This is a genomic window from Pseudomonas sp. B707, from assembly GCF_022496685.1.
GTDB classification, from domain to species: domain Bacteria; phylum Pseudomonadota; class Gammaproteobacteria; order Pseudomonadales; family Pseudomonadaceae; genus Aquipseudomonas; species Aquipseudomonas paraglycinae.
The window spans coordinates 182069-197491 of sequence record NZ_WTVE01000025.1; the positions used below are offsets into that span (position 1 = coordinate 182069).

The 15423-nt window shown below is 61.3% G+C and carries 15 protein-coding genes; 11 read left to right on the forward strand and 4 right to left on the reverse strand.

Annotated elements, in window-relative coordinates:
- The first annotated feature begins 162 nt into the window (after window positions 1–162).
- The 4 genes from GQX66_RS13460 (at window position 163) to GQX66_RS13475 (ending at window position 4445) form a co-directional block, all read left to right on the forward strand.
- Window positions 163–1557, forward strand: coding sequence for an FAD-binding oxidoreductase (locus tag GQX66_RS13460; protein WP_240869667.1), 1395 nt, complete (start codon window positions 163–165; stop codon window positions 1555–1557).
- Between the two features lie 40 nt (window positions 1558–1597).
- Window positions 1598–2263 (forward strand): fumarylacetoacetate hydrolase family protein, encoded by a 666-nt coding sequence (locus tag GQX66_RS13465; protein ID WP_007953483.1) that lies wholly within the window; start codon window positions 1598–1600, stop codon window positions 2261–2263.
- Between the two features lie 223 nt (window positions 2264–2486).
- Window positions 2487–3410, forward strand: a complete 924-nt coding sequence (locus GQX66_RS13470; protein WP_240869668.1) for an SdiA-regulated domain-containing protein — start codon at window positions 2487–2489, stop codon at window positions 3408–3410.
- Window positions 3411–3527: 117 nt separating this feature from the next.
- Complete coding sequence (locus tag GQX66_RS13475) at window positions 3528–4445, forward strand: SdiA-regulated domain-containing protein (RefSeq protein WP_240869669.1); 918 nt, start codon at window positions 3528–3530, stop codon at window positions 4443–4445.
- 147 nt (window positions 4446–4592) lie between these two features.
- Here the strand turns inward: GQX66_RS13475 and rpiA are convergent, their stop codons facing one another.
- Window positions 4593–5267: a ribose-5-phosphate isomerase RpiA gene (gene rpiA, locus GQX66_RS13480; protein ID WP_240869670.1), complete on the reverse strand. Its 675-nt coding sequence runs from the start codon at window positions 5265–5267 to the stop codon at window positions 4593–4595.
- 146 nt (window positions 5268–5413) lie between these two features.
- Between rpiA and ilvA the strand changes: the two genes are divergently transcribed.
- On the forward strand, window positions 5414–6928 hold the full coding sequence (gene ilvA, locus GQX66_RS13485; protein WP_011336426.1) for a threonine ammonia-lyase, biosynthetic: 1515 nt from the start codon (window positions 5414–5416) through the stop codon (window positions 6926–6928).
- A gap of 41 nt (window positions 6929–6969) precedes the next feature.
- A complete protein-coding gene (locus GQX66_RS13490) occupies window positions 6970–7383 on the forward strand; it encodes a DUF2269 family protein (RefSeq protein ID WP_011336425.1) in 414 nt (137 codons plus the stop codon).
- A gap of 105 nt (window positions 7384–7488) precedes the next feature.
- On the opposite strand, the gene GQX66_RS13495 is transcribed toward GQX66_RS13490, so the two are convergent.
- Window positions 7489–8145, reverse strand: coding sequence for an HAD family hydrolase (locus GQX66_RS13495; protein ID WP_011336424.1), 657 nt, complete (start codon window positions 8143–8145; stop codon window positions 7489–7491).
- 143 nt (window positions 8146–8288) lie between these two features.
- On the opposite strand from GQX66_RS13495, the gene GQX66_RS13500 reads away from it, so the two are divergent.
- Together GQX66_RS13500 and ptsP are read left to right on the forward strand one after the other, a co-directional pair.
- Window positions 8289–8768, forward strand: coding sequence for an RNA pyrophosphohydrolase (locus GQX66_RS13500; protein WP_003229203.1), 480 nt, complete (start codon window positions 8289–8291; stop codon window positions 8766–8768).
- 22 nt (window positions 8769–8790) lie between these two features.
- Window positions 8791–11067: a phosphoenolpyruvate--protein phosphotransferase gene (gene ptsP, locus GQX66_RS13505; protein ID WP_074690101.1), complete on the forward strand. Its 2277-nt coding sequence runs from the start codon at window positions 8791–8793 to the stop codon at window positions 11065–11067.
- A gap of 209 nt (window positions 11068–11276) precedes the next feature.
- Here ptsP and GQX66_RS13510 read toward each other — a convergent pair whose 3' ends face one another.
- Window positions 11277–12023: an NRDE family protein gene (locus GQX66_RS13510; RefSeq protein WP_240869671.1), complete on the reverse strand. Its 747-nt coding sequence runs from the start codon at window positions 12021–12023 to the stop codon at window positions 11277–11279.
- A 131-nt stretch (window positions 12024–12154) separates the two neighbouring features.
- Here GQX66_RS13510 and GQX66_RS13515 point away from each other — a divergent pair, with 131 nt between their 5' ends.
- From GQX66_RS13515 to GQX66_RS13525, 3 genes are all read left to right on the forward strand, one after another.
- Entirely contained in the window at window positions 12155–12937 is a 783-nt protein-coding gene (locus tag GQX66_RS13515) for a sulfite exporter TauE/SafE family protein (protein WP_064380026.1), read from the forward strand.
- A gap of 96 nt (window positions 12938–13033) precedes the next feature.
- A complete protein-coding gene (lgt, locus tag GQX66_RS13520; protein WP_039767887.1) occupies window positions 13034–13849 on the forward strand; it encodes a prolipoprotein diacylglyceryl transferase in 816 nt (271 codons plus the stop codon).
- Window positions 13850–13899: 50 nt separating this feature from the next.
- Window positions 13900–14871: a thymidylate synthase gene (locus GQX66_RS13525; RefSeq protein ID WP_011336420.1), complete on the forward strand. Its 972-nt coding sequence runs from the start codon at window positions 13900–13902 to the stop codon at window positions 14869–14871.
- Window positions 14872–14917: 46 nt separating this feature from the next.
- Here GQX66_RS13525 and cadR read toward each other — a convergent pair whose 3' ends face one another.
- Window positions 14918–15367, reverse strand: coding sequence for a Cd(II)/Pb(II)-responsive transcriptional regulator (gene cadR, locus GQX66_RS13530; protein WP_064600182.1), 450 nt, complete (start codon window positions 15365–15367; stop codon window positions 14918–14920).
- Between the last annotated feature and the right edge of the window lie 56 nt (window positions 15368–15423).

Genomic DNA, 15423 nt, shown 5'->3' on the forward strand with positions numbered 1-15423 from the left:
CAACAGACATTGACCTGGACGACAAGAAAGCCGTCACCGCAGAACCGGCCTTGGGCACTGGCCTGCGGGGTCGGTATGCTAGCATAGCCACCCCGCTAAACACTCATTCCTGCGACGTGAAGCGTTCTCAGGATGACCATGAATTGTTCGAGAGTTCCGTCGATGACCAATCCTGCCCTGATTGATGAACTGAAGACCCTGGTCGATCCTGGCAAAGTCCTGACCGATGCCGACTCCCTGAACGCTTACGGCAAGGACTGGACCAAGCACTTCGCCCCGGCGCCCAGCGCCATCGTGTTCCCCAAGACCATCGAGCAGGTGCAGGCCGTCGTCCGCTGGGCCAACGAACATAAAGTGGCGCTGGTGCCGTCGGGCGGGCGTACCGGACTTTCCGCCGCGGCCGTGGCCGCCAATGGCGAAGTGGTCGTGTCGTTCGACTACATGAATCAGATTCTGGATATCAACCTGACCGACCGCACCGCCGTCTGTCAGCCGGGCGTGGTCACCGAGCAATTGCAGAACGCCGCCGAAGAACATGACTTGTACTACCCGGTGGACTTCGCTTCGGCCGGTTCCAGCCAGATTGGCGGCAATATCGGCACCAATGCCGGCGGGATCAAGGTCATTCGTTATGGGATGACCCGCAACTGGGTGGCGGGCATGAAAGTGGTGACCGGCAAGGGCGATGTGCTGGAACTGAACAAGGACCTGATCAAGAACGCCACCGGTTATGACCTGCGCCAGCTGTTCATCGGCGCTGAAGGCACTCTCGGTTTTGTGGTCGAGGCCACCATGCGCCTGGATCGTTCGCCGAAAAACCTGACTGCGATGGTCCTCGGCACCGCCGATTTCGATTCGATCATGCCGGTGCTGCACGCCTTTCAGGGCCGCCTCGACCTGACTGCGTTCGAATTTTTCTCCGACAAGGCTCTGGCCAAAGTCATGGGGCGTGGCGATGTCCCGGCGCCGTTCGAAACCGATTGCCCCTTCTATGCCTTGCTGGAATTCGAGGCGACCACCGAAGAAGTGGCCAACACTGCATTGGAAACCTTCGAGCATTGCGTGGAACAGGGCTGGGTGCTGGACGGTGTCATGAGCCAGAGCGAAACCCAGTTGCAGAACCTGTGGAAGCTGCGCGAGTACATCTCCGAAACCATCTCCCACTGGACGCCGTACAAGAACGACATCTCGGTCACCGTCTCGAAAGTCCCGGCTTTCCTGCAGGAAATCGACGCGATCGTCGGCGAACACTATCCGGATTTCGAAATCGTCTGGTTCGGCCATATCGGCGACGGCAACTTGCACCTGAACATCCTCAAGCCGGACAACCTGAGCAAGGACGAGTTTTTCGCCAAGTGCGCCACCGTCAACAAGTGGGTGTTCGAAACCGTCGAGAAGTACAACGGCTCGATTTCCGCCGAACACGGCGTGGGCATGACCAAGCGCGACTACTTGACCTACAGCCGCTCACCGGTGGAAATCGAATACATGAAAGCGGTCAAGGCGGTGTTCGACCCGAACGGCATCATGAACCCGGGCAAGATCTTCGCGGTTTGATTGGCAATCCCTGATGAATCAATGAAGGCAGGAGTCGGTAATGAGCTATCAGCACCAGTATGTCGACGGTACGCGGATTCATTTTCCGCTGGGGAAAGTGGTGTGCATCGGGCGTAACTACGCCGAACACGCCAAGGAACTGGACAACCCGGTGCCTACCGAGCCGTTGCTGTTCATCAAGCCGGGCAGTTGCGTGGTGCCGCTGGAAGGCGGTTTCAGCATTCCGACCGAGCGTGGCTCCGTGCATTACGAGGCGGAAATCGCCGTGTTGATCGGCAAGCCGCTGTCGACCAAGCCGAGCCGTGAAGAAGTGCTGGACGCGATCTCCGGTTTCGCCCCGGCGCTGGACCTGACCCTGCGCGACAAGCAGGCCGAGCTCAAGTCCAAGGGCCTGCCGTGGGAAATCGCCAAGTCGTTCGACGGCGCGGCGGTGATTGCGCCGTTCGTGGTCGGCAGCACTTTCGCCGACCTGACCGACATCGGCATCCGCCTGACCATCAACGGCGAAGTGCGCCAGGACGGCAACAGCAGCGCGATGCTCAATCCGATCGTGCCGATGATCCAGCACATGGCCGGCTGCTTTTCGCTGCAGGCCGGTGACGTGATCCTGACCGGCACGCCGGTGGGCGTCGGCCCGCTGAACGTTGGTGATGAGATCGTGCTGGAGCTGCCGGGCGCCAGTCGCTTCACCAGCAGCGTCCGCTGATCCGTATATCGCGTTCCCGAGCGGGAGATTGCAGATTTGAGCTCAGCTCTCAAGTCTGCAGTCTCCCGTTTTCGTTTTGTGATGCGACCTGCAAAGACGCAGGGCATTCCGGCCATTTGCCGTTTTTTTCACATTCTGTCCGGATAATTCCGGTCATTCTGGCGTCTGAGCCGGCCTCTTTGTGCTATTACCCGTAGCCTGAATTTTCGGAACGCGTCCTTTGATGTCATCTCAAACTCAGCTCAAACCCGCCCGCCGTTCGCGCTTCGCCCTGCGCTGGTATTCCTGGATTGTGTTGGCAGCCGTCGCTGCGTACGGGCTGGCGTTTGCCATGCATTGGGATGACCGTGGCCTGTTGTGGGTGCTGGAGCGTTTTGAAAGCCCGGCCGAGAAACAGGAAAGCGTCTGGCTTCCGGACTACCGCGTGGTGATCGACGCCAAGCTGCTGCCGGGGATGGAAAAGGACGAAGCTTCGGACCTGTCCTATAACCCGCAGACCAAAACCCTGTTTTCGGTGATGGGCAAGAATCCGTTCCTGGTCGAGCTGACCCTGCAGGGTGACGTGCTGCGCAAGATGCCGCTGGTGGGCTGGAGCAATCCCGAAGGCCTGACGGTGATGGAAAACGGCTTGATGGCGATTGTCGATGAGCGCGAGCACCTGCTCTCCATCGTCAAGGTCGATGCCGAGACCCGCGAACTCAAGCGCGACGATTTCCCGAAATACGACTTGGGGCCGTCGAAAGACCAGAACAAGGCTTTTGAAGCCATCACCTGGGACGCCCGCAACCAGCAACTGCTACTGGGCGAAGAGCGTCCGCCTGCGCTGTTCACCTGGAAAAGCGACGGCAGCCAGACGCTCAAGGGCGACAAGCAGAAACTCGACAGCGACGAACTGGACCTGCGCAACCTTTCGGCTCTGTCGATCGACCCGCGCACCGGCCACACCCTGGTGTTGTCCGCCGATTCGCATTTACTGTTGGAGCTGGACGAGAAGGGCGAGCAGGTCAGCTTCATGACCCTGCTCGGCGGTTTCAACGGCTTGAAGAAAACCATTCCCCGCGCCGAAGGCGTGACCATGGACGAGGCGGGCACGCTGTACATGGTCAGCGAGCCGAACCTGTTCTACCGCTTCGAAAAGCAGAAGTAACGACTCCTGCAGCAATTGCAGATCTGTGCAGTTGTGGCCTGAGGCAAGTGGCCATTAAGCTTCAGTTCAGACAGGCGTGATATTTCATCCGCCTGTTTTGACTCCGAGCCTGCCCGAATGCGTCGACTTGCCCGTCCCAAGCCTCTGTTCATCATCCTGTCGGTGATTGCCCTGATCGCGTTGATTGCGATCGGCCAATACATGCGCCTGTTCGAGCGTGCCTGGTTCAACCTGCATACGCTATGGCAGCCGATGAGCAGCGAGGCCATCGGGCTGGATCAATACCGGGTGGAGATTGAAGCGAAGGTCATCGGCGGGCTGAACGACGATGTCTCGGCGCTGACCTACGATCCGGTGCGCAAGAGCCTGTTCACCGTGACCAACAAGAATGCCGAACTGGTCGAGCTGTCGCTGGATGGCACGATCCTGCGCCGTGTCGCCTTGATCGGCTTCGGTGATCCGGAGGCGGTGGAGTTCATCAGCGCCGACACCTACGTGATCACCGATGAACGCCAGCAACGCCTGATCAAGATCCATCTGGAACACGGCACCACGTTCCTCGATGCAGCGGACGCCGAGCAAATGACCCTCGGTGTGCACATGAGCGGCAACAAGGGCTTTGAAGGCCTGGCTTACGACTCGGTGGGCAAGCGCCTGTTCGTGGCCAAGGAACGGGATCCGATGCTGATCTATGAAGTGCACGGTTTCCCGCACTTCAATCCGGAAAAATCCTACGCGGTACACGTGATCAACAATCCCAAGCGCGATGCCGGGATGTTCGTGCGCGATCTGTCGAGCCTGCAATACGACGAGCGCAGCGGCCATTTACTGGCGCTGTCCGACGAGTCACGGCTGATTCTGGAACTGGATGTGGACGGGCGCCCGTTGAGCACCATGTCGTTGAGCGGTGGCCGGCAGGGCCTGAAGAAAACCGTGCCGCAGGCGGAAGGTATCGCGATGGATGACGACGGGACGTTGTATCTGGTGAGCGAGCCGAATCTGTTTTATGTCTTCAGGAAGCCTGCGCAGAAATAATTCGCGCCGCAAAACACTGTGGGAGCGAGCCTGCTCGCGATGGCGTCGCGTCAGCCAATGAAGATGTTGGCTGAATTGGCGCTTTCGCGAGCAGGCTCGCTCCCACGGGTTTAGTCGTCTGCCCGCGAATTTGCAGGCAGCCTGAGGTTACTCAGCCTTCAGGGTCTTCACACCTTCGCTGGTACCCAGCAACAGCAGATCCGCCGGACGCGCCGCGAACAAACCGTTGGTGACCACGCCGACGATCGCGTTGATCTGCGCTTCCAGCTCTACCGGGTCGGTGATCTGCAGGTTGTGCACGTCGAGGATGATGTTGCCGTTGTCGGTCAGCACGCCTTCGCGGTAGACCGGGTCGCCGCCCAGCTTCACCAACTGGCGGGCCACGTGGCTGCGGGCCATCGGGATCACTTCCACCGGCAGCGGGAACGCGCCCAGCACCGGCACCAGTTTGCTGGCGTCGGCGATGCAGATGAATGTCTGGGCCACAGCCGCGACGATCTTCTCGCGGGTCAGGGCTGCGCCGCCGCCCTTGATCAGGTTCAGGTGCTCGTCGCTTTCATCGGCGCCGTCGACGTAGAACTCCAGGTTGCTCACGGTGTTCAGCTCATACACCGGAATCCCGTGGCCCTTGAGGCGCGCGGCGGTGGCTTCGGAGCTCGCGACCGCGCCGTCGAACGCGCCTTTGTGCTGGGCCAGGGCGTCGATGAAGCAGTTGGCGGTGGAGCCGGTGCCGACGCCGACGATGCTCTTGTCGTCGAGTTTCGGAAGGATGAAGTCGACGGCGGCCTGGGCCACGGCCTGTTTGAGTTGATCCTGGGTCATGCGGGCTCCGGAAGCGGGCAAGGTAAGAACGGAAAGGCCGGCATTATAGCCTCAAGCCGGGCTAAAACCTCTGCATTCGTGTGGTCGTCCGGCCGAAAGCCGGGTTAGACTCGCTGGTCCCGCCCAATCGCCAGTGATGCTTTCCGATGCTCGAACAGTACGTCAAGAAGATCCTCACCTCGCGCGTTTATGACGTTGCCGTAGAAACCCCGCTGCAGAACGCCCGCCAGCTCTCCGAGCGGCTGGGCAACGACATCTGGCTCAAGCGCGAAGACTTGCAGCCGGTGTTCTCGTTCAAGATTCGCGGCGCCTACAACAAGCTGACCCAGTTGAGCGACGAAGAGCGCGCTCGCGGCGTGGTCACCGCGTCGGCGGGCAACCATGCGCAAGGCCTGGCCCTGGCGGCGAAAGTGCTGGGCGTGAAAGCGACCATCGTGATGCCCAAGACCACCCCGGAGATCAAGGTCGAAGGCGTGCGCTCCCGTGGCGGCAAGGTGGTGCTGCACGGCGATTCCTTCCCGGAAGCCCTGGCCTACTCGCTGAAACTGGTCGATGAAAAAGGCTACGTCTACATCCACCCGTACGACGATCCGCACACCATTGCCGGGCAGGGCACCGTGGCGATGGAAATCCTGCGCCAGCACCCGCAGCCGCTGGATGCGATCTTCGTTCCGGTGGGCGGCGGCGGTCTGATCGCCGGCATCGCGGCGTACGTGAAATACCTGCGGCCGGACATCAAGGTCATCGGCGTCGAGCCCGATGACTCCAACTGCCTGCAAGCGGCGATGGCGGCGGGCGAACGCGTGGTGCTGCCGACTGTAGGCATCTTCGCCGACGGCGTGGCGGTGGCGCAGATCGGCCAGCACACCTTCGACATCTGCAAGGATTACGTCGACGAAGTGATCACCGTCAGCACCGACGAAATCTGCGCGGCGATCAAGGACATCTACGACGACACCCGTTCGATCACCGAGCCGGCCGGCGCCCTGGGCGTGGCCGGGATCAAGAAGTACGTCGAGCAGCGCGGCGTCAGCGGCCAGACCTTCGTGGCCATCGACTCCGGGGCCAACGTCAACTTCGACCGCTTGCGCCACGTCGCCGAGCGCGCCGAACTGGGTGAAGGCCGCGAAGCGATCATCGCCGTGACCATCCCCGAGAAGGCCGGCAGCTTCAAGGCCTTCTGCGAGGCCATCGGCAAGCGCCAGATCACTGAATTCAACTACCGCTACAACAATGGCAGCGAAGCGCACATCTTTGTCGGCGTGCAGACCCACCCGGACAACGACCCGCGTAGCGCACTGCTGGCGAGCCTGACCGAACAGGGGTTCCCGGTGCTCGACCTGACCGACAACGAACTGGCCAAGCTGCACATCCGTCACATGGTCGGCGGTCGCGCGGCGCACGTGGTCGATGAAGTGGTGCTGCGCTTCGAGTTCCCGGAGCGTCCGGGCGCGCTGTTCAACTTCCTCAACAAGCTCGGCGGTCGCTGGAACATCTCGATGTTCCACTACCGCAACCACGGTGCGGCGGATGGCCGTGTGGTCGCAGGCCTGCAAGTGCCCCACGACGAACGTCATCTGGTGCCCGCAGCCCTTGAGGAAATCGGCTACCCGTACTGGGACGAAAGCGACAACCCGGCCTATCAGCTGTTTCTTGGCTGAACGGCTACGCTGATGGGTATGGCACAAGGAAAGAGAAATTCATGGAAACCCTGACCACCCTGAAAGTCCTTCACGTCGCGGCGACCGTGGTGATACTGGCGAGCGGGCTGGGGCTCGCCGCTGTTTCCTGGCGTAATCGCAGCGAGGGGCCGGCCAGCACGATGCAGCGACCCTGGTTGTTCGTCTGGTGTCTGATGCTGATCGGCGTGCTCAGCATGCCTTTCACCGGCTGGTGGTTGGTGCACCTGATTGGCTGGCCGTTGGGACAGTTCTGGATTCTGGGGTCTAGCGTGATCTATGCCGTGGCCACATTCAGCGCGGTCTGGCTGCTTGTTCGGCTTAATCGGCTATGGACCAGCGGGGTCGGCAACCGGAAATTCAATCTGGCGCTGGCCATTGTCAGCGGCGTCGGATTTCTGGCCATTGCGGCGTTGATGGGGGCGAAGCCGGTTTAAGGCTTGGGACCGCGTCGACCCCGTTCGCGAGCAGGCTCGCTCCCACATTGATCTGACGCGTTCACAAATTCTTTGTGGGAGCTGGCCTTGCCAGCGATGGCGGTATCAGCCGCGAAGGCTTATGACGGGCCAGCCACGTTTCTCGGCTTCGGCCCGCAGGTTCGGATCCGGGTCGACCGCCACCGGATTCGCCACCTGCTCCAGCAGCGGCAGGTCATTCATCGAGTCGCTGTAGAAATAGCTGCCTTCCAGCGAATGCCCGGTTTCTTCCAGCCAGCGGTTCAGGCGTGTCACCTTGCCTTCGCGGAAGCACGGCACATCGGTGCTGCGCCCGGTGTAGCGACCGTCCTGCATCTCGCACTCGGTAGCGATCAGGGTTTCGACGCCCAGGCGCACGGCGATCGGTGCGGTGACGAAGCGGTTGGTGGCGGTGATGATCACCAGTTTGTCGCCGGCGTCGCGGTGCTTTTTCAGCAACTCAAGCGCTTTCGGCAGCATGATCGGCTCGATGCAGTCGCGCATGTAATCGTTGTGCCACTGCTCAAGCACGGCCATCTCGGTGCGGCCGAGGATTTCCAGGCAGAAGTTCAGGTAGGCAGCGTTATCCAGTTTGCCGGCCAGGTAATCCTGATAGAACTCGTCGTTGCGCGCTTTGTACGCGATCGGGTCGAGGAAGCCGCGTTCGCACAGATAATCGCCCCAGGCGTGATCGCTGTCGCCGCCCAGAAGGGTGTTGTCCAAATCGAATAAAGCCAGGCGCATTGCAGTTACCCGCTGAAAAGTCAGTAAAAAGGCCACAAGAATACGGTCTTTTCACAAGAGTGCACATAAGCTCGGAACCCTCGTTGCCGCCTTCACAACCTTTGTGGAACAATGCGGCGACATGCGTTTGCGAGGTTGTTGCCGTGATCGACCCCGATGGTTTCCGCCCTAATGTCGGGATCATTCTGACGAATGACGCCGGCCAGGTGCTATGGGCTCGCCGTATCAATCAAGATGCCTGGCAGTTTCCACAAGGGGGAATCAATCCCGAGGAGACGCCGGAAGACGCCTTGTACCGCGAGCTGAACGAAGAAGTTGGCCTGGAACGCGAAGATGTTGAAATACTGGCCTGCACCCGGGGCTGGTTGCGCTATCGTTTGCCGCAACGTCTGGTGCGAACCCACAGCCAACCGCTGTGCATCGGCCAGAAACAGAAATGGTTTCTCCTGCGCCTGATCTCCAACGAGCAGCGGGTGCGGATGGATTTGACCGGTAAACCGGAGTTCGATGGCTGGCGCTGGGTCAGTTATTGGTATCCGTTGGGCCAGGTGGTGACATTCAAGCGCGAAGTGTATCGCCGCGCTCTCAAAGAGCTTGCCCCGCGCCTTTTAGCGCGCGACTGACGACGGAGTTCGACCCCGAGCCATGCTCAATACGCTGCGCAAGATCGTCCAGGAAGTTAACTCCGCCAAGGATCTCAAGGCGGCGTTGGGGATTATTGTGTTGCGCGTCAAAGAGGCCATGGGCAGCCAGGTCTGCTCGGTCTACCTGCTTGATCCGGAGACCAACCGCTTCGTGCTGATGGCCACCGAGGGCTTGAACAAGCGCTCGATCGGCAAGGTCAGCATGGCACCCAACGAAGGTCTGGTCGGCCTGGTCGGCACGCGTGAAGAACCCCTGAACCTCGAAAACGCCGCGGATCACCCGCGCTACCGCTACTTTGCCGAAACCGGCGAGGAGCGCTACGCCTCGTTCCTCGGGGCGCCGATCATTCACCACCGCCGCGTCGTCGGCGTGTTGGTCATCCAGCAGAAAGAACGCCGCCAGTTCGATGAAGGTGAAGAAGCCTTCCTCGTGACCATGAGCGCGCAGCTCGCGGGCGTAATCGCCCACGCCGAGGCCACCGGTTCCATCCGTGGCCTGGGCCGTCAGGGCAAGGGCATCCAGGAAGCCAAGTTCGTCGGCGTCCCGGGTTCGCCGGGCGCAGCGGTCGGTACCGCGGTGGTCATGCTGCCACCGGCGGATCTGGACGTGGTGCCGGACAAGACCATCACCGACATCGACGCCGAACTGGCGCTGTTCAAGACCGCCATCGAAGGCGTGCGCGCCGACATGCGTGCGTTGTCGGCCAAACTGGCGACCCAGCTGCGCCCGGAAGAGCGTGCGCTGTTCGACGTCTACCTGATGATGCTCGACGATGCCTCGCTGGGCAGCGAAATCACCAACGTGATCAAGACCGGCCAGTGGGCCCAGGGCGCGTTGCGTCAGGTCGTGACCGATCACGTCAACCGTTTCGATTTGATGGACGACGAGTACCTGCGTGAGCGGGCGTCGGACGTCAAGGACCTGGGCCGACGCCTGCTCGCCTACTTGCAGGAAGAGCGTCAGCAGAACCTGGTTTACCCGGAAAAAACCATTCTGGTCAGCGAAGAACTGACGCCGGCGATGCTCGGCGAGGTGCCGGAAGGCACGCTGGTCGGTCTGGTGTCGGTACTCGGTTCGGGCAACTCCCACGTCGCGATCCTGGCCCGGGCCATGGGTATCCCGACTGTAATGGGTCTGGTCGATCTGCCGTACGCCAAGGTCGACGGCATCGAAATGATCGTCGACGGCACACGGGGCGAGGTTTACACCAACCCCAGCGAAGTGCTGCGCAAGCAGTTCACCGAGGTGGTGGAGGAAGAGAAGCAACTGGCGCTGGGGCTCGATACCCTGCGCGACCTGCCGTGTGTGACCCTGGACGGCCACCGCATGCCACTGTGGGTCAACACCGGCCTGCTGGCGGACGTGGCGCGAGCGCAGAAGCGCGGCGCCGAAGGTGTCGGTCTGTACCGCACCGAAGTGCCGTTCATGATCAACCAGCGCTTCCCGAGCGAGAAGGAACAACTGGCGATCTACCGCGAGCAGCTCGCCGCGTTCCATCCGCAACCGGTGACCATGCGCAGCCTGGACATCGGCGGCGACAAGTCGCTGTCGTACTTCCCGATCAAGGAAGACAACCCGTTCCTCGGCTGGCGCGGGATCCGCGTCACTCTCGACCACCCGGAAATCTTCCTGGTGCAGACCCGTGCGATGCTCAAGGCCAGCGAAGGCCTGAACAACCTGCGGATCCTGCTGCCGATGATCTCCGGCATCCACGAGCTCGAAGAGGCGCTGCACCTGATTCACCGGGCCTGGGGCGAAGTGCGCGACGAAGGCACCGACGTGCCGATGCCGCCGGTAGGCGTGATGATCGAAATTCCTGCGGCGGTCTACCAGACCAAAGAGCTGGCGCGGATGGTGGACTTCCTGTCGGTCGGCTCCAACGACCTGACCCAGTACCTGCTGGCGGTGGACCGCAACAACCCGCGGGTGGCCGATCTCTACGACTACCTGCACCCCGCGGTGCTGCAAGCCCTGCAAACCGTAGTGCGCGACGCCCATGCCGAAGGCAAACCGGTGAGTATCTGCGGCGAGATGGCCGGTGACCCGGCGGCAGCGGTGCTGTTGATGGCGATGGGTTTCGACAGCCTGTCGATGAACGCCACCAACCTGCCGAAGGTGAAATGGATGCTGCGTCAGATCAACCTGAGCAAGGCCAAGGATCTGCTGGCGGAACTGATGACCATCGACAACCCGCAGGTGATCCACAGCTCGCTGCAACTGGCGTTGAAGAATCTTGGGTTGGCGAAGATGGTCAATCCGGCGGCGGTCAAGGTCTGAAGTCAAAAGCCTGAGATCAAAAGCTTACCCTCACCCTAACCCTCTCCCGCAGGGAGAGGGGACTGATCGCGGGATGTTGCAGATATGCATCGACTTGAACGAGTTGTATTGAATCCATAATCGACTCGATCTTTCAGGTCGATGTAAGGCTCAAGACACCTCGGTCGGCCCCCTCTCCCTCCGGGAGAGGGCTGGGGTGAGGGTAGCTTTTAAATTTTGATCTCCACTTCCCCCAAGTGCCCGCCATACGGCCCGAAACTGCGCTCCACCATCCGCCGCGTCCCGTCCGCCTGCACGATCAACGCCGTACTCGCCCGCGTCCCGTAACTCTGGCTGGCAATAAACACACTCGACAACAACGACTCGGTCGCCAGCCCCACGCCGGTATCCGGCAGCTCGGCAAACGGCGCCGTTTGCGCATCCCCCAACAATGCCAACAACCGCTCGGGCTGCGGATCATCCAGCACCGCACTCAATGCCGCCTTGGCCTTGAGCAGTTTCGGCCACGGTGTATCCAGCCCGGCGTTGGACAGACCATAGACCCCGGGCTGCAACATCACCGGTTCCGAAGACCGCGCATTGAAGTGCCACAGCTCGTTGGCATTGCCCAGCAGCAGGTTGAAGCCGGCATAGTCCGGCGAACGGGCGACAACGTCGGACAAATAGTCATCGATCGACAGGTTTCCGGTCAGAAAACCCGCCACCAGTTCACCCCGGGAGCGCCGGGCCGGCGGCTGATGCGGATCGCGAATGTTGGTCAGCGCCGCAAAACGACCGTTGGCGCCCAGACCGAGCCAGGTGCCCCCGGCCTCAAGATCGCGACCGGCATGAACATGCGGCGACTCGGGCCACTGGGCCAGCGGCAGGCTGGGCCGGGCGTAGAACTCGTCACGGTTGGCCGCGACGATCAGCGGCTGGGCATGCCCCGGCCGCCAGGCGAAAACAATCAGGCACATAAGGTGGTCCTTGTGTGTTTTTTGCCCACTCTACGCAGACATCGTCCGTGCATCCATCGCCAGTGGAGCCGAAGGGTATCCATCCGTTACCATGCCGCTCCGGTTTTGGGGACGCGCCTTGGGAGGCAGTCATGGAATTTCTGCTCTATCTGGCGCTGGGCGCCTGTGCGGGCGTACTGGCCGGGCTGTTCGGGGTGGGCGGCGGGATCATCATCGTCCCGGTGCTGGTGTTCAGTTTCACCTTGCAGGGCTTCGATCCGTCGATCCTGACCCATCTGGCGGTCGGCACGTCCCTGGCGACGATCATCTTCACGTCGGTCAACGCGGTGCGCGAGCATCATCGACGCGGCGCGGTGCGCTGGCCGATCTTCAAGTGGATGACCGTTGGCATTCTGCTCGGCGCGGGTTTCGGAGCGCTGACCGCCGAAGCGATCTCCGGGCCCAACCTGCAAAAGATCATCGGTGTGTTCGCCCTGGTGATCGCGGCGCAGCTGGCGCTGGACGTCAAACCCAAGGCCAGCCGAACGGTGCCGGGTAAACTCGGTCTGACCGTGGCCGGCAGTGTGATCGGCTGGGCATCGGCGATTTTCGGGATTGGCGGCGGCTCGCTGACCGTGCCGTTCCTGACCTGGCGCAGCGTGCCGATGCAGCAGGCGGTGGCGACCTCGTCGGCCTGCGGTCTGCCGATTGCTGTGGCCAGTGCAATAAGTTTCATGATTCTGGGCTGGCATGATCCGTTGCTGCCGGCCCATAGTCTCGGTTTTGTGTACTTGCCGGCGCTTTTGGGCATTGCCCTGACGAGCATGGTGTTCGCCCGGCTCGGCGCGCGGCTGGCGCACAGGTTGTCGCCGAAGTTGCTGAAACGGCTGTTCGCGGCTTTGCTGTTTTGCGTGGGCCTGAGCTTTCTGTTCTGAGCCGTGTGTTTTGGCAGGTCGCAATCCTGGCTTAATCCTGAGGTGACAGCGTCGCCCGGGAATTTTTGAAGATTTGAATGCTAACGAGGAGTCGCAATGCTGCCTTACCCGCAGATCGATCCGGTGGCCCTGGCCATCGGTCCGCTGAAAATCCACTGGTACGGCCTGATGTACCTGGTCGGCATCGGCGGCGCGTGGCTGCTGGCATCGCGCCGGCTCAACCGTTTCGACCCGACCTGGACCAAGGAAAAGCTGTCCGACCTGGTGTTCTGGCTGTCGATGGGTGTGATTGTCGGCGGGCGTCTGGGCTATGTGTTGTTCTACGACCTGAGCGCTTACCTGGCCAACCCGACGCTGATTTTCGAAGTGTGGAAGGGCGGCATGTCGTTCCACGGCGGTTTCATCGGCGTGATGCTGGCCGCGTTGTGGTTCGGCAAGCGTAACGGCAAGTCGTTCTTCCAGCTGATGGACTTCGTGGCGCCGATGGTGCCGATCGGTCTGGGTGCCGGGCGTATCGGCAACTTCATCAATGCCGAGCTGTGGGGCAAGGCCACCGACGTGCCGTGGGCCATGGTGTTCCCGCCGTTCAGCGACCCGGCGCAACTGCCGCGTCACCCGTCGCAGCTGTATCAGTTCGCACTGGAAGGCGTGGCGCTGTTCCTGATCCTCTGGCTGTTCTCGCGCAAGCCACGGCCAACCATGGCGGTCTCCGGCATGTTCGCGCTGTTTTATGGCATCTTCCGTTTCATCGTCGAATTCGTCCGCGTGCCGGACGCGCAACTGGGCTACCTGGCCTGGAACTGGCTGACCATGGGTCAGGTACTCTGCGTACCGATGATCATCGGCGGGCTGTTCCTGATCTGGCTGGCCTACCACCGCGCCCCGGCGGCGCCGGTTGCACCGACAGCTTAAATATTCGAACCCCGGCGACGTTTGCCGGGGCTCAAGGACACAGGTAACTCATGAAGCAATATCTCGATCTGGTGTCACACGTCATCAACAACGGCACCAAACAGGCCAACCGTACCGGCGTGAACACCATCAGCTTTCCGGGCGCCATGCTGCGCTTCGATCTGCAGGAAGGTTTCCCGGCGATCACCACCCGCAAGATGGCCTTCAAATCGGCCATCGGCGAGATGTGCGGCTTTCTGCGTGGCGTGAACAACGCCGCCGAATTCCGTGCGCTGGGCTGCAAGGTCTGGGATCAGAACGCCAACGAAAACGCCCAGTGGCTCGCCAATCCGTTCCGTCAGGGCGAAGACGACCTCGGCGAAATCTACGGCGTGCAATGGCGCAAATGGCCGGCGTACAAGCAGATCCCGTTGAGCAACACCGCCGCCATCGAACAAACCCTGAGCAACGGCTACAAGCAGATTGCCCAAGGCGAAGAAGACGGCCAGGCCTATGTGGTCTTGTACAAAGCCATCGATCAAGTGCGCCAGTGCGTCGACACGATCATCAAGGACCCGGGCAGCCGCCGCATCCTGTTCCACGGCTGGAACTGCGCCCAGCTCGATGAAATGGCCCTGCCGCCGTGCCATCTGCTGTACCAGTTCCACCCGAATGTCGAGACCAAGGAAATTTCTCTGACCCTCTACATCCGCTCCAACGACCTGGGCCTGGGCACGCCGTTCAACCTCACCGAAGGCGCCGCGCTGCTGAGCCTGATCGGTCGCCTGACCGGCTACACGCCGCGCTGGTTCACCTATTTCATCGGTGACGCCCACGTCTACGAAAACCACCTGGACATGCTCAACGAACAGCTCAAGCGCGAGCCGTTCGCCATGCCGAAACTGAAGATTTCGGATCGCGTGCCGGAGTTTGCCAAGACCGGTGTTTATCAGCCGGAGTGGCTGGAGCTGGTTGAGCCGAGTGATTTTTCGCTGGAAGGCTACGAGCACCATGCGCCGATGACCGCGCCGATGGCGGTCTAGTCGGCAGGATCGTTCCCACGCGGAGCATGGGAACGAGCGTCAATCGTTAGTGGCCGTGGCTTCTGCCCACATGGGAATGTTCGACTTCGGTTGCCACAACCCCGCCACTCACCTCCAGCCGTTGCAGGATCCCGCACTGATCCGCCTCCGGCCCTTCGCCACAGCGCTGGCGCAGGTCGAGCAATTGCGTCTGCAACGCCAGTAAGCCATCGATCCGCGCCTTGACATGCTGGATGTGCTCGTCGATCAGCGCATTCACGCTTTCGCACTGATCCTGCGGGCTGTCGCGCAAGGCGAGCAGGCTGCGGATTTCTTCGAGGGTCATGTCGAGGGTGCGGCAGTTGCGGATGAAGGTCAGGCGCTCGGCGTGGGCCTGAGTGTAGACGCGGTAGTTGCCGTCGCTGCGGGCCGGTTCCGGCAGCAGGTTTTCGCGTTCGTAGTAGCGAATGGTTTCCACGGCGCAATCGGTTTGTTTCGCCAGTTCTCCGATCTTCATGACGGCAATCTCCAAAAGGGTGCTTGACCCTATAGTGGCTACAGGGTCTTTACTTG